Raw genomic sequence first — 20,799 nt, 5'->3', positions numbered from 1 at the left:
CAACAGACTATGGATCAGACTCTCAAATACTCCACTGCACAGAGCAGTGCATTGGTTTTACTCCGCCTATTGATCGGATGGCACTTTTTGTATGAAGGTGTCATCAAATTATACAGCCCTGCATGGACTGCCAAAGGTTATCTCATGAGCGCCACATATTTAGAATCCTTCTTCAGATGGATGGCCAGCGAATCGATGATATCCATCACCGATACGCTAAATATCGGAGCGCTCCTATTGGTGGGTATTCTCCTAATCTTAGGCTACAAGACCAAATTGGCCAGCATCATCGGAATTGGACTCTTATTGCTCTATTTTTTAGCCCATCCGCCTTTCCCCGGCTATCCCCAAGGAGCGACGGAAGGCAGCTATTGGTTGATCAATAAAAACCTCATAGAGGCTGCAGCCCTTTTTGTAATATTCCTGTTTCCCACCTCTACCCTTTTTGGACTGGAAAGGTTATTCCACAAAAAAGAAATCAAAACTGCTCACTCCTAAACCGAACAAACAATGTCAAATGATAAAAATCTGTTTCAAAAATTCTCCAGGCGAGATATTTTGAAGTCACTGGGAGGCTTGCCTCTGATAGGTGCGGTATGGACAGCAGGTTTGACCAATACCAAAAAAACCAAACTGGAAAGGGATTTCCTCCTTGAAAAATTAAACATCAATGCTAGCCCACCACCGGCTACCGGCCCTATGAGCGGTGAACCTTTGCGTGTAGGAATCATAGGATTTGGGATCAGAGGTGAACAACTCATGCGTTCTTTGGGATTCGCTACTAATGAATGGCTGGAAGAAATGGTCCAATCATCCATTGCCAATCCTAATGACAAAAGACTGGAAGATTTTAAGGCCCAGGAAAACCTGAACGTCAAACTGACCGCCATCTGCGATATTTTTGACGTAAGAGCTGAAAAAGCACTGCGCTCTTTTAACAGCAACGGAAATACCTGCAAACGCTACGGCAGTTACACAGAACTGATCAACAGTGGAGAGGTAGATGCGATAATCATTGCTACCCCGGACCATTGGCACGCCCCCATGGCCATTGCAGCCATAGAAGCCGGGGTGCATGTCTATGTGGAAAAACCTATGACCCATACGATAGAAGAAACGTACCAACTGAGAGACGCAGTACGGAAAAATCCAGGAATTGTGTTTGCTGTTGGCCACCAACACCGTCAAACATTGAGTTTCCTGACCGCCCAAGATGCCATAGCGAAAAATACCTTGGGGCATATTTCTCTCGTGATGACCACTACCAACAGAAATGATGACAATGGCGCATGGCAATATGAAATCCATCCTGAAGCTTCACCTGAAACCATAGATTGGAATGCTTTTTTGGGCACAGCCCCACAGATTCCCTTCAATGCCGAGCATTTCTTCAGGTGGAGAAAATGGTGGGCATATGGTTCCGGACTTTCAGGTGATCTTTTGACCCACGATTACGACCGGATCAACTGCGTATTGAAGATGGGAATCCCGAAATATGTAACAGCATCAGGAGGAATCTATACCCATAGAGATGGCAGAAATGTTCCCGATGTCATGCAGATCAATATGGATTTCCCTGATTTCAGCACAGGCACCAGTCAGGAAGCTGGAAAAGAAAAAGGAATGACCCTTGTCTACAGTGCTACCTTGGGCAATCAATTTGAAAGAGGAACGGTGTTGATGGGACATGATGCCTCCATGGAACTGGGAAATGTCCTAACCATTTATGCAGATCCAAGATCTACTAAATATAAAGACCTTATAGCAGAAGGCAGAATTGATCCAAGTGTACCGATTTACCAATATGACCCGAGTGCTAATGGTGTGGATGCGGTTACTTCTGCCACAGCCAAATATTTTGCCAACAAAGGTTTGCTTTGGACCTATAGAGATGGGAAAAGGGTAGATTCCACCTTCCTACATATACGCGAATGGTTAAGCTGTGTCCGAAATGGTGGAGAGCCAAGTTGTGGCATCCAAGAAGGTTTTGAAGAAGCCATTACGGCTCATATGGGTGGTCTGTCCTACAAACTCGGGAGAAAAATAGAGTGGGATGAAGAAAAAGAAGTAATCATTTCCTTACCAGGAGAGGATCTGGATGCCATATTACTCAATAATGAAGTTGTTTAACACCCAAAACAAACCCAAAAAAGAGGTCGTCAAGAGGCCTCTTTTTTTTGTCAAAAATTGAAATGATGAATAACAAACAAACGTAGCCTAATAAGAATGAAAACTAGATGACACCGTTTAAAAACAAAAGCGGGAACAACCTATTCGATTGATTCCCGCTTCATGACTTGAAAGCCTTAACCCTCAAACCACGCCAAGCTACAGTTATTATGGCTTTTCCCCCAGTTACCCAGGTTCATGACCTTAGATTTTCTAAACTTCACCCTTCAAACTTTTCAATTCCAGAGCTTAATTTCAATGCTTCTGCGGTATTACCCTTCTCAGACTTTCCACTCAAGGTTTCCAGCCCCTTCACACTTCCATTACAGTTTTTCAACCCTAGTCCGGACTTTTACATCCGACCTTTTATCTCTCACTTGATATAATCAAATATACAACTTAATGTATTCAAAAACAAGAATTTAACCACATATTATCCGTTATTTTTTACACATTTTTTTTATCGAAAGTCATGCACATGACCATGGCCATTTGGGTAAACCGAGCCCTGCTTTACAGCTTCAATCCTACGGTTAAATAGAAGGTTCTACCATCTGCCGGCATGATCCCAGGACCTGGATAACCTCCTGCTCTGCGTGTAAAATACATTTCATTGGTCAGGTTATTGATACCGGCTTTTAAGATGTACCTTTGGGCAAATGTGGCGCTGCCTGACAGGTCCTGCACCTGGTAGGCTGGAATCAACCCCACTGTAGCGGCTGCATTTGGTTCAACGGTATTAGAGGCATCCGCATATGCTTCACCGATATCACTCAACTGCCAGGTGGCAGAGAAGTTTTTATACTGGTAAGTAAGGCCGTATCTGTTGATTTTGCGTGGGGCATTCTCTACCCGGTTGCCTTTGATATTCCCTTCAGTGATGACTCCATTGCTTACTGTTGTAGTCGCAAAATCACCATAGCGGGCATCTACCAAGGCCAAAGAAGCAAATATGTGGACATAGCCAATTCTAGAGCTTTTCAGGAAGGCAGTAATGGGGTCAAACTCTACATAGCCTTCAAAACCCTGACTGACTGAATTTCCAAGATTAGTTCTGAATTGAAAGATATCACCACCAGGCCCCATCTGTGCAATAGTTCCGATTCTGTCTGCATAATTAAGATAGAAGTAACTCACGTCAAACTTCAGATAAGATCCAATTGCACCTCTGTATCCAAAATCAAAATTATATCCTCTGGAATCCTTCAGGTTTTCGTCGATCACATCTGTCGTGGCCGGAGGAGTTAGGTCTGAAATCAAAACAGGTCTGTATGCCTGGGAGAAATTGGCATAAAACTCAGTAGTGGAAGTCAGGCGGTATTCAGAGCCTAGACCAAGGAGCAGGAAGTTTCTGGTCCTTGTCTGTGGACTGAGTAAAACTTCTTGTCCATTTTGAATATTGAATCTACCTTCCATATTTGAATAGATACTTTCCAATCTAAGGCCGGCTGTGGCTAGAAACTTATCTGAAAACCTGAAAATATTTTCCGCAAATGCGGCATAATTGATATTGCTGAAATCCAGATCTCTATTGTACACTCCTCCTTCAATCAAATCAAAATTCATTCGGGTACCTGAATTCCCTTGTCCATTTTGCTTTCGGTCTATAAACCCATTGAAATAACGTACACCTGAGGCTAAAGTCTGTTCTTTCCCAAATAGGCTGTAATTGGTGATCATCCTCAATTCACTGCCATATGTGGTATAAAAATCCCTGTCCAATTGACGGTTGCCCAAATCATCTTCCTGTGTAATTGGCCTTACAAATCCCACTGAATTCCTTTCTGCAAAAGTTCCGAATGTTTTCCAACTCAGCTTGGTGTTATCCGAAAGGATATATTCAGCGGTAATTGCCGGGATAAACCAAGGCGTACTGAACCAGTTTCTGCTCCTTGTGCTTTGTTTGGCGTCCCTATTAAACTGTTCATCTGTAAGTCCTCCCGGTTGCTGGCTTTCCGTCGTCATATAAGTCATTTCAACCCCTAATTTAAGACGGTTGCTCGCTGCATAATTCACTTCCACATGAGCATGGTCTGTATTGAAGTAACCATTTTCTCTCCAACCATTCCCCACTCTTTTCTGATAATAAGCCGTATAATTCCACTTTCCTTCGGTACCGCCCAAATAATTAAAGGTACTGAAAAGACCATTATTACCCACTGTATTCAAACTTTCAAAGGTAAATTTTTTGGATTTATCAGGCTTTCTCATTACAAAATTCATCAATCCTCCAAACTGGGGGCCATATTGCAAAGAAGAAGCCCCTCTGACAATTTCAATCTGCTCCACCACTTCCATTGGCGGAGTGAAATAAGCTTCAGGGTAGCCCATGGGATCAGGAGTCACATCATACCCGTTCATCCTGACATTGAACTCCCAGGAACGGTTAGGGCTTAGTCCCCTCGATGCTACCCCTAACTGTATGCCCGAGCCATCATTTTCCCATATGGAAATACCAGGTGTACGTCCAAAAATCTGACGGCTGTTGTTCATGGCAAGGTTTGCATTGATTTCCCCTACCCGGATCACCTCATTCTTTCTGGCAGCATTGATCCTAAAATTATCAACCTCCGGCATTTTCTCCTGTCCCATAATCCCCCTGCTTACAGAAAATTCAAATGCATCCAACAGCATCAATTCCTCACCCAGAACCAGGTTAAATTCTTTGGACTCTTTATCACCTATACTGAAAGGAAAGGAAGCGTCCTTGTATCCCAGCATACTGACACGCAACACATAATCACCATGAGGGAAATCTTTCAAAATATAATTGCCATTGACATCACTCTGAACACCTCTTACCGTACCTTCCAGATAAACTGAAGCACCGATTACAGGCTGTTGATTTTCGTCCACGATGTTACCTTTCAGAATATTTTTTTGGGCAACAGTTCCTGTTGAACTGATGACAAACAGAAGAAAAACTAAAGAAATTAATCTCATATTTCGTTTATTATCCTTATTTAGACTTAGTTTAAATTAACGGCACAAACTTAGGTTGCCAACTGATCCGAACCAATTTTATTTAGAATATTTCTAAATAAAATTTTTAAATGAGATTCATAAGAAAAATAAATGATTTGACCCAGACGACTATAAAAGGTAAAAATCCTGTCTCTTAACGGGGTATTGGAGGGCTTACAAAATGTAAAATTAAAGGTAAATTAGCAGTGTAACGAAAAAAGATCAGCCACTTTCAATTCATGAACAACCTGTTTTTCAACAAGTTGAACATTGTCTATTTTTTTATCAAAATTTAAAAAGATGAAATCCCCAAAAATTAAGCTTATAATTGCTAGCCAGCATCAATTTCCATTTCCAATAAAGCATAACTCAAAGATTTCCCATGTGCATCCAAAGCCAATGAAGTGGTCACCCCACTTGTCAGGGCATCTTGACAGGTGAATACCAGTGCATTCAGTAATGGGAGTTCATACCTGATCACCTCTCCTTGGACCTGAAACCCCAAGTGTTTCTTTACCCGCTCAGCGGTTACCTCTTGCAGCAGCAAAGGATAATCTTTTTCCTCAAAAGGAATCAGGGAAAGCATCAGGGTGTTTCCTTTATCCCCTGCTCTGCTATGTGCGATTTGTGCCAATTTTTTCATGAACCAAACAATTTGATTTCCGCCTGTATTACATCCCTATCCAACAATGTAGACACTACACCAACCACTTCCTGAACATTTTTCCTTGCCCCTCCACCACCGGCTGGTCCATTGGTATAGAGCGCTTCCACCTCTTCTCCCACCCAGGAAGCTTTGTGTTTTTCGAATGTTTTACCAACTGCTCGTAACCTGATTTCATAAGGGGAACTGCTTGCAGATAAACCTAGACCATGAAGAGCACTTAGTCCTATATAATCGACCCTGAATTCATCAAACAAATGCTTTATCCTCTTCTCAATTATCTCTCCGGCCAGCATGGCTCTTTCCTTCGCATGGGCTCCTGCGTAGGATATCTCCCCTTCTCCCATATAACCTGCATGGTACCCTACACTCACTTTCAACTTTTTCGGTCGGTTTATCCCATTACCACCACTGACTCTCACTTTATCTATCCCCATTTGCTCAAATACCACTGTACTGAAATCCGCATTGACATCAGGAGTAATGTAATTTCCGGGATCTATCACCTCATATAAAAGTTGTTCCTTGGCTGTCATGATACTCACTTGCCCTCCTGTACCTTCCACTTTACTGATGATTCCCGATCCATCCTGAAACACATCTACAAAAGGATGGCCCAGTTTTTCCATGCCCTGCACAGGTTTGGTAACCGGATCTGCAAAATACCCTCCTGTAATTTGTCCTGCACATTCCAATAAATGCCCTAAAACAGTCCCCTTCCCAAGCAATTCAAAATTTTGACGATCCCATCCCAATTCATATACCATTGGAGCAAGGAATAAAGAAGGATCTGCCACCCTACCCGTGATGATCACCTGTGCATCTGTTTCCAATGCTGGGATAATCGCATCAATTCCTAAATAAGCATTGGCTGAAATCAGTTTCCCATAGCTATTGAGCGGCTTATCTCCTTCCATACTGAATTCATCTCCTTGAAGCTGAGTAAAAACATCGTCTCCCAACACAACAGCTACCTTGATCTGAATATTTTTCTTTTGTGCAATTTCCAGGATTTTTTTGCCAGCTGCTAATGGATTGGCTGCCCCCATATTGGTGATCAAACGGGTTTTATGTTTCACCAATAATGGTAAAAGTCCATCCATTCTCCTTTCCAATAAAGGATCATAACCCATATCCGGATCCTGTTGCTTCCTCTTCTGGGCTAAGGCAATTGTCCTTTCTGCCAAGCATTCCAACACCAGATAATCCAAATTACCTCTGTCGGTCAATATCAGAGCAGGTTCTATTCTATCACCAGAAAAACCTGCGCCACATCCAATTCTTATCTTTGCTTTCATTTCCTGTCTGTTAAATGGATATCACTCCTGTCAAAATCGACAAAATCAAAATTATCAGGGTTACCAATAATGCCCAGGGAATGGTTTTCATCTGATGCTCACCCAAGTCTACTCCCGCAAGACCAATCAACAAAAAGGTAGAACCTGTTAAGGGGCTAACCGCAAAACCAGTGGTCATCTGCCCCATAATAGCTGCCTGCCCCACTTCAATACCGGAAACCTGAAATGTTTCCGCGGTAGATGCCAACAGTGGCAATATTCCAAAATAAAATGAATCAGGATCAAATAGTAAACTGGCGGGCATGGAAACCAAACCTGTCAATAACGGTAGTTGCCTGCCAACCTGTTCAGGTAAAATCTGCTCCACAGTCAATGCCATGGCATCAATCATCCCAGTCCCTTTGAGTATCCCTGTAAAACAACCAGCAGCAAACAGAATTGAAGCCATGAGCATGGCCTCTTTGGCATGGGCATCAATCCTTTTTTTCTGGTCTTCCACCTTGGGATAATTGATGCTGATCGCGATGACAAAGGCAACCATAAAAATCACATAAGGCGGTGCCCAACCGGCGATCAAAGCCAAAATGGCTGAAATAATCAAGAAGATATTCACATAAAAAAGTTTTGGGCGCATCAGGTCTTCCTGTTCCTTTCCTCCTGAAGAACCTTCACCCTGAACCACTAAAGTCTGGGGCTTTAGATAGATCTTCTCTTTTTTTCCAAAATATACTGAAATCAAAATCACTGCTACTAACCCCCCTAAAACGGGTAGAATAATGGGATTGAACAAATCAGTCACAGGAACATTCAGGGCTGTAGCTGCCCTAATAGTGGGACCTCCCCAAGGTAAAATATTCATCGTTCCGGCCGATAATGCCACAATACTCGCCAGCGTAATCCTTCTCATACCCATTTGGTCATAAATAGGGACCATGGCCGGTATCACCACCAAAAAGGTAACCGCTCCAGAACCGTCTAAATGAACCAACATGGCCAATACAGCCGTAGCAACTGCAATTTTTACAGGGTCATTCCCAGCAAATCTCAGCAAACGGGAAATAATGGGCTTAAAAGTCCCTGCATCCATCAAGACACCAAAAAATAAAATGGCAAAAACAAACATGATCCCTGTTGGGGCTATACTTTTCAAACCCTCTCCAATCATTTCAGCCAGTTCACCACGAAATCCTGCCAATATCCCTGTAAATATGGGGATCAGTATCAGGGCAACTATAGGAGAAGCCTTTTTGGTAATCACCAACAAAAGCAGCAATACAATGGTCAACAATCCTAAAAAGGCCAGCATGGAATTATCTAGGTTAGGTTTGGTTTAGAAATGGGAGATTGGGTCACAAATGAAAACGGCAATCAGCTTTTGAATTAAAGAAGATTATGTCAGGATTCAAAAAAGGAAATCTTAGACATTACATATTTCCTTGATCCCTTTATACAGCACCTGCTCTCTTCCGGTATCGTTTCTAAAAACAGTAATACCTTTGGCTTTCCATTCCCAGGCCAGTTTGTAAATTTCGGAAATGTCCTCAAGCCCTGCTGAACTGGGAAGATTGACGGTTTTGGATACAGCATTTTCTGTAAACTGCTGAAAGGCTATCTGATGTTTGAGGTGCCATTTGGGATCAATTTCCAGTGCAGTTTTAAAAACTGACTTGAACTTATCTGGCAACTCTTTGATTTTTAAACAGGAGCCATCAATACTTATGAGGTCAAGGATTTCTTGGAAAAATAACCCTTTCTCTTTTAATTTTTTTATAAAAAAATCATTGATACTGGTCAGGTTTTGACCATTGAGGACCTTCCTTCTCTGGAATGCGAGACCAAACAAAGGCTCTATGGAAGAAGATGTATTGGCCAGAATGGAAATAGTTCCGGTTGGGGCAATACTCGTCCGAGTAGCATTCCTCATCTTTTGGTCAGGGTAATAAACACTTTTGTTCCAATTGTCAAAATTGCCCCTTTCTTCGGCTAGTTTTGATGATGCCAAAAAACTTTCTTCCTGAATAAATTTCATTATGTTTTTTGCCATATCCTCCGCCTCTTCTGAATCGTAAGGAGTCTCCAACTGAATCAGCATTTCTGCCCAGCCCATTACGCCAAGGCCAATTTTCCTGTTTCCTTTTGTAGCTTGTTCAATATTGCTGCTGGGGTAATTATTTACTTCAATGACATTATCCAAAAACCTAACTGCCTTATGGACTGTCTCACTGAGCAAACCCCAATCCAATTCCTTCTCTTTGACAAATTTGGATAAATTGATTGACCCCAGATTGCAGGACTCATAATCCATTAAGGGTACTTCCCCACAAGGGTTGGTGGCTTGAATCTTACCCAACTGAATAATAGGATTGGAACGATTAATGGTATCCAAAAAAATTAAACCAGGATTACCTGATTCCCAGGCATTATTCAGAATCTCTTCCCAAATCAACCTGGCTCCTACAGTTCTGATGGCTCTCCCGGAATTAGGATGCATTAAATCCCATTCTTTATCCAATAGGACAGCTTCCATAAAATCATCTGTAATCCCCACGGAAAGATTGAAGTTTTGTAATGGCTTCCCATTTACCCTCAACTTGATGAATTCGAGAATATCAGGATGGTTGACATTTAAAATCCCCATATTGGCACCTCTACGCCTACCTCCCTGCTTCACCTGCTCAGTGGCAAAATCATACAACTTGATAAAGGAAATTGGCCCTGAGGCAAAACCTCCATAAGTATTCAGTCTATCTCCCGCAGGTCTAAGACGTGAAAAATTGAATCCGGTACCTCCACCATTTTGATGGACAAGAGCAGCCTGTTTTAAGGTTTCAAAAATCCCTTCCAAGCTGTCCTCAACCGGTAACACAAAACAAGCACTCAATTGCCCTCTCCCTGTCCCCGCATTCATCAGTGTTGGTGAATTGGGTAGGAAATACAGGTTGCTCATCATTTCGAAAAAACTTGCCTCCCAAGATTTACTTTCTTCTTCTCCACCCCATTTGGTCTCTGCTTTGGCTATAGCATGGGCCACCCTCCTAAACATTTCCTCTGGTGATTCCTGAAAAGAACCATCTTTACCCTTTAACAAATAACGTTCCTGTAGAATTCTAAGGGCATTTTCACTCAATTTTTCCATACCATAAGTTAAGAATAATTCACTGAAATTGACCAATGGCTGTTCACCTGATGCTTTTTGGAATTATATTGCCCATAAATCTCCTCCTATACAACTTTATGTTACAATTGATCCAAAACGCCCATTCATTTCCTGAAAAAACAGCTGTTGTTGAGGAAAATCATCACCATACTTACCAAGATTTATTGGACCGAAGTGCGTTGATTGCACGATCCCTCCTGGCAGGTAAAAAAGACCTAGATCAAGAACGGGTAGCTTTCATGGTTGCTCCTTCCTTTGATTACCTGGCCATACAATGGGGAATCTGGAGGGCTGGTGGTATTGCTGTTCCTCTTTGCATCACCTACCCTTTTCCTTCTTTGCAATATGTCATTGAAGACACCCAGGCATCAATCATTATCGCTTCCCCTGAATTTGAAGAAATCCTTTCTCCTTATACAGGGAATCCGAATATTAAATTTATCAGCCTAGCAGAATTTCAACATGTAAAAGAAAGTCCATTACCTGATATTGAAAGGGAAAGAGGAGCTATGATCCTGTATACTAGCGGCACTACCAGTTTGCCCAAAGGCGTCTTGACCACCCATGCAAATATTGAAGCCCAGATCAGCACTTTGGTTGATGCCTGGCAATGGACATGCGGCGATTACACTCTTTCCATACTTCCACTTCACCACGTGCATGGCATCATCAATGTCAATTCCTGTGCCCTTTGGTCGGGAGCCACGGTGGAGTTTCTTGCTCATTTCGACGCCAAAGCAGTATTTGATATTTTTATTGTAGGAAAAGTAAATGTCTTCATGGCAGTGCCTACCATTTATTTCAAACTCATAGCCTACTATGATTCATTGCCCAGATCAGAACAATTTGAGCTGAATGAAAGAATGAAAACCTTCCGGTTGATGGTATCCGGCTCAGCAGCACTACCCGTATCCGTGATGCAGAAATGGCATCAGATTTCCGGGCACTACCTACTTGAAAGATACGGTATGACCGAAATAGGCATGGCCATCAGCAATCCCTACGCAGGAGAAAGACGAGCAGGTCACATAGGGCAGGCCCTGAAAGGTGTTCAGATACGGATATGCAATGAAGAAGACCAACCCTTACCTCTTGACCATGCAGGAGAAATTCAGGTCAAAGGACCAAATGTTTTTAAAGAATATTGGGGTAAAAAAGAAGCAACTCAAAAAGCCTTTACCAAAGACGGTTGGTTCAAAACCGGCGACATTGCGGTGATGGAAGACGGTTATTTTAAAATCCTTGGCCGAGACTCTGTGGACATTATCAAATCCGGTGGTTATAAAATTTCTGCTTTGGAAATTGAAGAAGTCTTAAGGAAATATCCAGGCATCAAAGACTGCAGCGTAGTAGGAGTTCCGAATGAAGAATGGGGGGAAATCGTAGGAGCTGCCATTATAGCAGAAGCAACTTTGGAGGAGAAAAGGATCAACAATTGGATACGGGAAAGGATGCCCTCCTATAAAACACCTAGAAAATATATTTTTCTTGAAGACCTTCCCAGAAACACCATGGGAAAGGTTACTAAAAATGAACTGAAAAAATTATTCTGACACAAAGATGAACATTTACGGAATAGCAGTTTTGGCCTTGGCTTATCTATTAGGTCAATGGATGGGTGAATTCTTGGGAAGTATAATTGGGATTGATGCTAATGTAGGCGGCGTGGGCTTTGCGATGATGATATTGATGCTCCTGAAGGAATGGTTGGTCAAAAACAGCCTAATGTCTATGGAAATGGAGGCAGGGATAGATTTTTGGAACAAGCTTTATATTCCGGTAGTCATTGCCATGGCTGCAAGCTTAAATGTCAAATCAGCAGTTTCTTCAGGAACATTGGCCATTGCAGCAGGAGCAATACCGGTTGTGGTCTGCCTATTAACATTTCCCCTGATCATCAAAAAATTCAACCCCGAAACAGATGGAAATTCTCATCAGCATCATTGATAAAAACGGCCTCATTTTCGGGTTTCTCGTTATTGGCCTCATCACTTTGTTTTCAGATCTATTTTCAAAAAAAATTTTAAACTCCAGGATCCCCGGTTCTGCTATTGCCATATTTCTGGGTTTAGTTCTCGGTTACTTGGGCGGTTTTTTTTCTGGAGGTGAAAAAGGGCTGGCAGATTTACAGTTGTTCAAGGGTATTGGATTCCTTGGAGGGGCCATGTTTAGGGATTTTGCTATTGTGGCCACTGCTATGGGGGCGAGTTTTTATTTAGTCAAAAGAGCAGGTATGCTAGGTATGATTTCATTACTTTTAGGCATATTCCTATTCTTCTTCATTGGGGTATTACTGGCATATATTTGGGGATACCGAGATGCTGCAAGCCTTTGTACCATTGGAGCCGGCGCTTGTACTTACATCGTCGGACCCGTTACCGGTGCCGCTGTGGGAGCTTCTTCAGATGTGATCGCCCTGAGCATAGCTGCCGGAGTGGTCAAAACCATTGTAGTGACCATCTTTACGCCTATTGCCGCCAAAAAAATTGGTCTCCACAGCCCTGAATCAGCCATGGCTTATGGAGGGTTGATGGGGACTTCGAGTGGGGTTGCTGCCGGTCTAGCTGCCACTGATCCCAAACTGGTTCCTTATGGGGCGGTGACAGCAACTTTCTACACCGGAGTGGGATGTTTACTTTGCCCATCGTTTTTTTTCCTGTTACTCTCTCTTTTCTTCCCAAATTAGCATCCATGGATTCTGCAGATCATATCGAAATCAAAACCCTCAACATAGACGATATCATCCCTATTCGTCACCAGGTAATGTGGCCTGATCAACCAATGGATTTTGTGAAAATTCCCGAAGACAAGCTGGGCACACATTATGGCCTCTTTGATCAAGGAAGACTGACCTCTGTTGTATCAGTTTTTATCAATGGTCAAGAAGCACAGTTCCGGAAATTTGCAACGCTATCAGAAGAACAAGGGAAAGGTTACGGCAACCATCTACTTCGTCATCTTTTCTCAGAGCTGGCCAACAAAGACATTGACAGAGTATGGTGCAATGCTAGGGTTGAAAAATCAGATTTTTACAAAAAGTTTGGAATGGTGAGTACCGGCCAAACTTTTTGTAAATCTGGAATGGACTATGTCATCATGGAGAAATTTTTAAGACCTAATCATCCAAAAGGGTAAAGACCATCTGCCTGAATTTCCAGCCTGTCTGATCACCGGAAGTTTGGCTGGTCTGCTTCAAGAGGATACCAATGATTTTTTCCTGTGGATCGGCAAAGTACTGCGTATTGAAATAACCGCCCCAGTCAAAAGTACCTTCACTGCCAATACCTCCTTCAGCCACGCCGTCTGGGGTCACTACCCCAAAGGCCAGTCCATAATGCTTTGCACCGGACCATAGGTCTCCAATCTGATTTTCCATCATCGTTTCGATCGTTTTACGGCTCAGGATTCTGACACCATTGAGTTCCCCACCATTCAGGTACATTTGTAAAAAGGTAGCATAATCTTTTGCTGTACTGGAAAGACCGGCTCCTCCTGAAAAGAAGCTTTTAGCTCCCGTGATGGGATATTGAGGATCATAGAAAGTGACCGGAAAATTTTCCCATTGGCCATCCACTTTGCGCTGAACTTTGACCAATCTACTGGCTTTGGCATCGGGAAGGTAAAACCAGGTATCATTCATCCCTAGGGGATCAAAAAGTCTTTTCCTGAGAAATTGGTCAAATGGCATTCCTGAGACGATTTCTATCAAATACCCCAACACATCCAATCCTTCGGAATAGGTGTACTTCTCACCTGGGTTATGGTGTAGCGGAAGGATAGCCAATTTTTTGATGTTTTCGGCAATGCTGATATGCTCTGTGGTGTATAGATCCACTATACCTGCCTTTTGGTAAATCATCTTCATCCGCTCATCTCCATCAATTACCCCATACCCCAATCCTGATGTATGGGTAAGCAGGTGGCGGATGGTGATTTCTTTATTGGCTGGCCGGGTGGTATAAGTAGTATCCGCATACCTGAAATCCTGAAGTACCTGTGGACTTTTGAACTCTGGAATCCATTTTGAAATAGGATCATCCAATCTGATTTTCCCTTCTTCCCACAGCATCATCACAGCCGTAGACGTAATGGCTTTGGTCTGGGAGGCAATCCTGAAGATGGCATCTTTGGACATGGCTTTTCCGTCCTCGGCATCTGCTTTACCTTTGGCTGCATGATAGACAATCTTCCCGTTTCTGGCCACCAAGGCCACCAAACCTGGGATTTCATCGTTTTGTAGCGCTTCTTCCAGCATGGCATCGAGCTTTTTCAATCGCTCGGGAGAAATGCCTACACTTTGCGGGGCAGCTTCTGATAGGGGCGGAGATTTTTTGATGGACGCTGTCTGTGTCCATCCAGGATTGATGATCAGGAGCAATCCTATGGTGAAAAGTAGAAGATTTTTCATGTTGTTCATGGGTTAAACTGAGGTTCTTCAAATTAACAAATCAGGACTTCAACCAGGCGACCTTTTGTTCGGCTTGATGGCTTTGGCCAATAATGTCTTTATATAATTCTGGACGTCTTGCTTTGATATACCTGCTCCCTCCTTCATCATTCAATTTCTGGGGATAGAGTGTTGCAGTAACAAAGGAGTCCTCAAAACTTCTGCACTCCGCTAAGACATCTCCAAAGGGATCAATGATCATGGAACAACCATTTTTCAACTGGTCATCGTCCATACCGATAGGATTGGAGAATATCGCATAGATGGCATTGTCATAAGCACGTGCGGGCAACCATTTCATCAGCCAATCTCTTCCCTTCATACCATCAAACTCCAACCTAAGTGAGGTGGGGTCCTGATGTCTGTTTTCCCAGAGCTTGGGATCAACAAAGCCTGCACCAGGTCTCGTCGAAGGTGTGCACATGGTCACATGTGGCATGAAGATAATGTCAGTTCCTAGCAATTTGGTGGCCCTTACATTTTCAATGATGTTGTTGTCATAGCAAATTAGAATCCCACATTTCCAACCAAAAAGATCAAAAACACAATACGCATTACCCGGTAAGATATTGGGATTGATAAAGGGATGTAATTTTCGGTATTTGGCAATGAGGCCTTCACTGTTTACACAGACATAGCCTTTATAAATCCGGTCAGACTCATCCTTCTCAAACAATCCTGCCAAAATCACGATATTGTGTTTTTTGGCAATGGCGATCAATTCCTGTACACTTTCTCCTTCTGGAATCCTTTCTGATATTGCCAATAATTCCTCTTTGGAAAGTTTCCTGGCAAAAGTATAGCCTGTAATGGAACATTCATGGAAGGTAATGACCTGCGATCCTTCTGCCGCTGCCTGAGCTGCCAGTTTATCTATGACAGAAAGGTTGTAGGCTTTGTCACCACTTCTATTTTCAAATTGGGCTGTAGAAATTTTAATTGGGTTCATGTGCTGATTGAGAATTCATCCAAGATATTCAAATTATAGGAAGATAGAAAGACTGGAATTCCTGAGTGTAAAAAAGTGGGATAACTATTCTTGGTTAAGTGAACAAGTTTCTATAGCCTTTACACAAAGCTTAACATCATGATGCTGATGATTTAAGCACCAATGAACCTACCATGGATGGCACTGCCGGAGCAATTCTAAAGATGACGTATTTTATCAGAAAATAAAAAAAGGCAGACCCAACATGGACCTGCCTTTCAAATCAATCACTATCAACTTAACACTATTTAAATCTACTCAACTTTTACTTCAAAATAATACTCTTGTCCATTTGGATAAACACCTAGGATAACCACTTCTTCACCTTGGCTGCTTTTGAGGATACTGGACATATCCTCTGCATTGGAGATTCTGTACCTTCCATCTGAACCAATCACTGAAGTGATGATAAAGCCAACTTTAGCTCCGGATTTCCTCCAAGCCTCATTCTCAATGGAGATGATGGTGGCTCCTCCTTCCAACTTCAGCCTATTCTTGACATCATCCTTCACATCTTCAAAGGCGACACCGCTGAAGGTTATTCGCTTAGGCAATTCTTTTCTGATGATTTTGGTGTCTCCGGAGATATTTCTCAGAGTAGCTTTAGAACTCATCTCTTTACCATTTCTCAAATATTTGACCTCCACTTGGTCTCCAGGTCTCTTTCTGGCAACCATCTCCTGAAGTTTAGCCACATTGAAAGTTTCAACCCCATCTATTCCGATAATTACATCACCTTTCTTCAAGCCAGCCTGAGCTCCACCACTGCCTTCATTAACTTCCATGATGTAAACTCCGCGGTTTATACCGATTTTTTCACCTAGGTATTCCTCAAGCTCTGGGCTTACATCCCTGATCTGAACACCAAGAAGCCCTCTTTGAACAGCTCCAAACTCTAGCAAGTCATCCATGACCTTTTTCACAATGGAAGTTGGAACTGCAAATGCATAACCATTAAAGGTGCCCGTTCTTGAGGCAATTGCCGTATTGATACCAATCAATTCTCCAGCAAGATTGACCAGTGCACCTCCTGAATTCCCTGGATTGACCACAGCATCCGTCTGTAGAAAGGATTCGATCTGAAGGTTATTTTCCATATCTCTCAGGATTCCAATATTTCTGGCTTTGGCACTGATTATTCCTGCAGTCACGGTAGAAGTCAGGTCAAATGGGTTACCCACAGCCAAAACCCACTCTCCAACTTTTACTTTATCAGAATTTCCAAATTTTACATATGGCAGGCCGTTAGCTTCAATCTTCAATAAAGCCAAATCAGTAGTCGGATCTGTTCCGATCACTCGTGCGGAATACCTGGTATTATCTTCAAGGGAAATATCGATTCGCGAAGCATTTTCAATCACATGGTTATTGGTCACGATATACCCGTCCGCAGAGATGATTACACCAGAACCTGAACTTTGTCCTTGCCTGGGAGCTCCCCCTCTATCCGGATTCCTAAAACCAAAAAATTCTTCAAAAGGATCAGTACCACGTTGACTCTGGGTTACTGTAATAGTACTTTTGACATGCACTACAGCAGGGGTGACCATGGCTGCAGAAGCCACGAAGTTGATCCCATCGGGAACAGTAAACTTGTCGTCTGACAGCCAATTGACCAAGCTTGCATCTTGCTTGTCCGTGAAATTGTTAGCGGAATTCTGCTTAGAAAGGTAGCTTGCCCCTGCAAGAGCAACCACTCCCCCGATCAGTGATGCTAAGATAATTCCGAGGAAAAATTGCCTTCTATTCATTTCTTTTGTGTTTAATGTTCTGGTTTAGTACACGTAATTTAAGATGATCCGTTTACAAAAACCAAGCATGTTTTTTAAGTGACTGTATTTATTTAACAAGGTTTAACAGGAACCAAACGATCTTAAAACATCTTCACTTCTTATAACAAAAAAAAAGTAAGTGGGTTTCCCCACTTCCCTTTATTTTACTTCAATTTTAGCTTTACTGACTTTCCTTTCCTCTTTAGGAAGGACTACTTTCAATAAACCATCTTCATAAACAGCTTCAATACGCTCCACTTTCACATCATCTGGCACATAGAATGACCTACTAAAAGTGCCATAATGGGTCTCAATGGAATGGTAATTTTTCTTTTCGGTTTTTTCTTCCAACTTTCTTTCTCCAGAAATGGTCAGCCTACCATCGGTCAAATCGAGGTTAAAATCTGACTTTTTCATTCCAGGAACAGATACATGGATTTCATATTGCTGCTCATCTTCAGCAACATCCACAGCTGGAGTAAATTGCCTTACGGATTGAGCTAAGGAATCATTGAAGAACCTATCCAGCAAGGAACTGAAGGTTGATGGATAAGTAGGTTCGAACTGATTATATTTTACAAGTTTCATGGTTTTGTTATTTGATGTTTATTCAAATTGCATATTCTGAAAAAATATGCCAGTCTGATTTTTAAGCCATTTTGACCGAAAACAAAGTTAAAATCAATAGAATTATGTCAGAAAGTCATGATATTTTTGTGTTTTTAAGGCTTTTACAAAAAATCAAAAGGAGGATCCAACTACTTTGGTTTGAAATGATATTTCTGTTTACATTTAAAAGAAAAAGCCGTGCGTATTAAGAAGACCTTAATCCTTATTTTTTTCAGTTTGGCTATTCCTGTATTTGCAGGATTTGCTCAAAATATCCCAGCTGTACCCGCCCTGATAGACAGTTTATTGGAGGTGACGGACAAAGAGATTCAACAAGAAGAGTCCATTTTAGAGAGAGGAGTCCTGGAAAACAACATCAAAAAGGCTCAGGAATTCACATTCCAAATCAACCGTATCAACAATATCGTCAATAATTCCCTAGATACTGCTGAGCTGGAAAGGATCATACCTATGGCCGAAAGATTCATGACCTTAGCAGGAAGCCGATTGGAGAACCAAGGATCAAAAATGAATTTAAGGTATCTCAACGCTATGGAGAATTGGTTGAAATCAACGCAAAACCAAATTCAAGAAGGAGACAAAATCATCAATGAAAGAGTAGATCAGCTTTTTTCCGTCAAGTTAACTTTAGATTCAATCAAGCAACATGACTTGATGAGAACCAATCTGAAGGACACCACCCTTCTTCCAGAATACCAACTTACCATATCTAAGTTGAAAAACAACCTCAATAAAACGGACAGTATTCTCAACCAGGAAAGGTTAATTGCTGCATCTTATCAATCCAGAACTTCCAATACCATCATCAATATAAATGATCTTGAAGAAAGGATTATCGTCCAGAAAAAGGAATTGGAGCGCTCTTTATTTCAAAAAGAGAACAATTTCATTTGGGAACCTAGGGATTTCCCAGCTACAGAGAGGTTGATTTTAGTTTTCAGGGATTCGCTCAGATTCAATCTCAATATCACCAAGAATTACATTTCCAATCATTTAGGAATTACCTTTTTCCTTGGATTTATCATTTTTTTACTTTTTTATTGGATAAGCAATAATTTGAAAAAAATCATTTCCAAAAGAGAATTTGCGGACCTGATATTAAAAAGGTTGGTTTATCTTCCAAAATACCCCTTTTTATCATCAACCTTACTTGTATTGGCTATTGCGCCGTTTTTTTACCCGAACCCTCCAATTTCATTCTTCGCATTGGTCCTGACCTTAATGGTCGGAATATCAGGAATATTGGTAAGAAAAAGGGTGGGGAGAAAAGCAATGAACATTTGGTATCTACTTTTTTGCCTATTTTTAATCAGTATTGCAAGCAACCTGTATTATGAAGTGGCCTACCAGGAAAGATGGCATCTACTTGTTTTTAGCCTATTTGGCATATATATGGGAAAAAGGCTGATTAACCTCCAAAAAGAAGGGGAGGATAATTTGCCCAAGTACATCTTACCTGTAGCCAAAATATACATTGCCTTCTGCTCCGTTTCAATCTTAGCCAATATCATAGGCAGATTTTCTTTTGCAAAAATGATCGGCATCACAGGTACCTTAAGCCTGATGCAGGGCATTCCCTTGCTCATTTTCGTTGCCATCATTAAAGAAGTAATCTATTTGATGATCGAGGTCAGCAGGAAACAAGAAAGCGGTATCACTTCGGTAATAGACTTTTATGACATCCAAAAAAGGATCAACCAGCTGGCTACTGTCTTGGCCGTTGCCATTTGGGGTTACTATTTCCTGGAAAGTTTAGGAGTATTGGATACTGTCATCAATGAAACAGGTTCATTTTTATCTAAGGAAAGAAAAATACTAAATGCCTCATTTACCTTTGCCCAAATTGTCATCTTTATTCTTATCCTATATTTCGCTACTTTTTTAGCCAATAGCATTGCCTACCTCACTTCACTACGAGATCAACAAAATGAACCTATCCGATCAAAAAAATTAGGCTCTTCTATTCTCATCATCCGGTTATCTATCCTGATTGTTGGATTTTTGATCGCTGCTGCTGCTTCCGGCATTCCGTTGGATAAAATCGCCATCATCTTAGGTGCTTTCTCTCTGGGAATCAGTTTTGGTTTACAAACTATCGTCAACAACCTGGTTTCAGGTATCATTTTAGCTTTTGAAAAGCCAATCCAAATTGGAGATACAGTTCAGGTAGGGCCTGTGGAGGGGGTAGTCAAAGAAATCGGAATCCGCGCCAGTAAAATCAAAAACTGGGACGGGGCAGAAGTTATCATCCCCAACGGGGATCTCCTTGCCCAACAACTGACCAACTGGACCTTGTCCGACAAACAACGAAGGGTAGAACTCATCATAGGCGTTAGCTACAACTCTGACATGGATTTGGTGACCGAATTGATTAAGAAACAACTGGAAAGAGATGAAATTCTTACAAATCCCATTCCAAGAGTTTATTTACAGACATTTGCAGACAATTCTGTCAATTTCAGGGTATTGTTCTGGGTGAATGATGTGGATATTTGGATTGTGATCAGGGATCAGGTGATGCGGGGCATCTTCAATTCATTCAAAGAAAATAACATCGAAATCCCTTTCCCACAACGGGACTTACATGTAAAAAGCTTTCCTGGTCTTATCCATGAAAAATTATCCAGAGCTGATGATTGATAATGATGGGCCTTGAATTTCCCTGTCACTTTTTATTTCAAGAAACTAAATCAAAACAAATCATGGTTGG

At 41.7% G+C, this 20,799-nt stretch carries 16 protein-coding genes; 7 read left to right on the top strand and 9 right to left on the bottom strand.

Features of this window, described 5'->3' with window-relative positions; translation table 11 throughout:
* Positions 1-9 precede the first annotated feature (9 nt).
* Both ACFFIP_RS13920 and ACFFIP_RS13915 read left to right on the top strand, forming a co-directional pair.
* A complete protein-coding gene (locus tag ACFFIP_RS13920) occupies positions 10-498 on the top strand; it encodes a DoxX family membrane protein (protein ID WP_382388292.1) in 489 nt (162 codons plus the stop codon).
* Positions 499-510: 12 nt separating this feature from the next.
* Positions 511-2,130 carry a Gfo/Idh/MocA family protein gene (locus ACFFIP_RS13915; protein WP_382388291.1) on the top strand — a complete coding sequence of 540 codons (1,620 nt, stop codon included), beginning with the start codon at positions 511-513 and terminating at the stop codon, positions 2,128-2,130.
* Between the two features lie 552 nt (positions 2,131-2,682).
* Here the strand turns inward: ACFFIP_RS13915 and ACFFIP_RS13910 are convergent.
* From ACFFIP_RS13910 to ACFFIP_RS13890, 5 genes are all read right to left on the bottom strand, one after another.
* Positions 2,683-5,112, bottom strand: coding sequence for a TonB-dependent receptor domain-containing protein (locus ACFFIP_RS13910; protein WP_382388290.1), 2,430 nt, complete (start codon positions 5,110-5,112; stop codon positions 2,683-2,685).
* Positions 5,113-5,464: 352 nt separating this feature from the next.
* Positions 5,465-5,776: an AtuA-related protein gene (locus ACFFIP_RS13905; protein WP_382388289.1), complete on the bottom strand. Its 312-nt coding sequence runs from the start codon at positions 5,774-5,776 to the stop codon at positions 5,465-5,467.
* Entirely contained in the window at positions 5,773-7,095 is a 1,323-nt protein-coding gene (locus ACFFIP_RS13900) for an acyclic terpene utilization AtuA family protein (protein ID WP_382388288.1), read from the bottom strand. The genes ACFFIP_RS13905 and ACFFIP_RS13900 overlap by 4 nt, the downstream gene beginning before the upstream one ends.
* A 10-nt stretch (positions 7,096-7,105) precedes the next feature.
* Complete coding sequence (locus tag ACFFIP_RS13895) at positions 7,106-8,401, bottom strand: CitMHS family transporter (protein WP_382388287.1); 1,296 nt, start codon at positions 8,399-8,401, stop codon at positions 7,106-7,108.
* A gap of 111 nt (positions 8,402-8,512) precedes the next feature.
* Entirely contained in the window at positions 8,513-10,231 is a 1,719-nt protein-coding gene (locus tag ACFFIP_RS13890) for an adenosylcobalamin-dependent ribonucleoside-diphosphate reductase (protein ID WP_382388286.1), read from the bottom strand.
* Between the two features lie 98 nt (positions 10,232-10,329).
* On the opposite strand from ACFFIP_RS13890, the gene ACFFIP_RS13885 reads away from it, so the two are divergent.
* The 4 genes from ACFFIP_RS13885 to ACFFIP_RS13870 are packed head-to-tail and all read left to right on the top strand — an operon-like array spanning position 10,330 to position 13,387.
* Complete coding sequence (locus ACFFIP_RS13885; RefSeq protein WP_382388285.1) at positions 10,330-11,805, top strand: acyl-CoA synthetase; 1,476 nt, start codon at positions 10,330-10,332, stop codon at positions 11,803-11,805.
* A 7-nt stretch (positions 11,806-11,812) separates the two neighbouring features.
* Positions 11,813-12,199, top strand: coding sequence for a malonate transporter subunit MadL (gene madL / locus ACFFIP_RS13880; RefSeq protein WP_382388284.1), 387 nt, complete (start codon positions 11,813-11,815; stop codon positions 12,197-12,199).
* Entirely contained in the window at positions 12,174-12,938 is a 765-nt protein-coding gene (gene madM, locus ACFFIP_RS13875; RefSeq protein ID WP_382388282.1) for a malonate transporter subunit MadM, read from the top strand. The genes madL and madM overlap by 26 nt, the downstream gene beginning before the upstream one ends.
* 5 nt (positions 12,939-12,943) lie before the next feature.
* Positions 12,944-13,387, top strand: a complete 444-nt coding sequence (locus tag ACFFIP_RS13870; protein WP_382388281.1) for a GNAT family N-acetyltransferase — start codon at positions 12,944-12,946, stop codon at positions 13,385-13,387.
* Here ACFFIP_RS13870 and ACFFIP_RS13865 read toward each other — a convergent pair.
* The 4 genes from ACFFIP_RS13865 to ACFFIP_RS13850 all read right to left on the bottom strand — a co-directional run bounded on the left by ACFFIP_RS13865 (position 13,368) and on the right by ACFFIP_RS13850 (position 18,047).
* Positions 13,368-14,660, bottom strand: a complete 1,293-nt coding sequence (locus ACFFIP_RS13865; RefSeq protein ID WP_382388280.1) for a serine hydrolase domain-containing protein — start codon at positions 14,658-14,660, stop codon at positions 13,368-13,370. The two genes, ACFFIP_RS13870 and ACFFIP_RS13865, sit on opposite strands and share 20 nt — an antisense overlap.
* A gap of 40 nt (positions 14,661-14,700) precedes the next feature.
* The gene (locus ACFFIP_RS13860) at positions 14,701-15,648 is read right to left on the bottom strand and encodes a nitrilase family protein (protein ID WP_382388279.1); all 948 of its coding nucleotides are present in this window, start codon (positions 15,646-15,648) and stop codon (positions 14,701-14,703) included.
* 293 nt (positions 15,649-15,941) lie between these two features.
* A complete protein-coding gene (locus tag ACFFIP_RS13855) occupies positions 15,942-17,438 on the bottom strand; it encodes a trypsin-like peptidase domain-containing protein (RefSeq protein WP_382388278.1) in 1,497 nt (498 codons plus the stop codon).
* Between the two features lie 180 nt (positions 17,439-17,618).
* Positions 17,619-18,047 (bottom strand): Hsp20/alpha crystallin family protein, encoded by a 429-nt coding sequence (locus ACFFIP_RS13850; RefSeq protein ID WP_382388277.1) that lies wholly within the window; start codon positions 18,045-18,047, stop codon positions 17,619-17,621.
* Between the two features lie 219 nt (positions 18,048-18,266).
* Between ACFFIP_RS13850 and ACFFIP_RS13845 the strand changes: the two genes are divergently transcribed.
* Entirely contained in the window at positions 18,267-20,729 is a 2,463-nt protein-coding gene (locus tag ACFFIP_RS13845; RefSeq protein WP_382388276.1) for a mechanosensitive ion channel family protein, read from the top strand.
* Positions 20,730-20,799 lie beyond the last annotated feature (70 nt).

The sequence above is a fragment of the Fontibacter flavus genome (genome assembly GCF_042432905.1).
Lineage (GTDB): Bacteria > Bacteroidota > Bacteroidia > Cytophagales > Cyclobacteriaceae > Fontibacter > Fontibacter flavus.
This window is presented reverse-complemented; position numbering and strand designations above follow the sequence as displayed.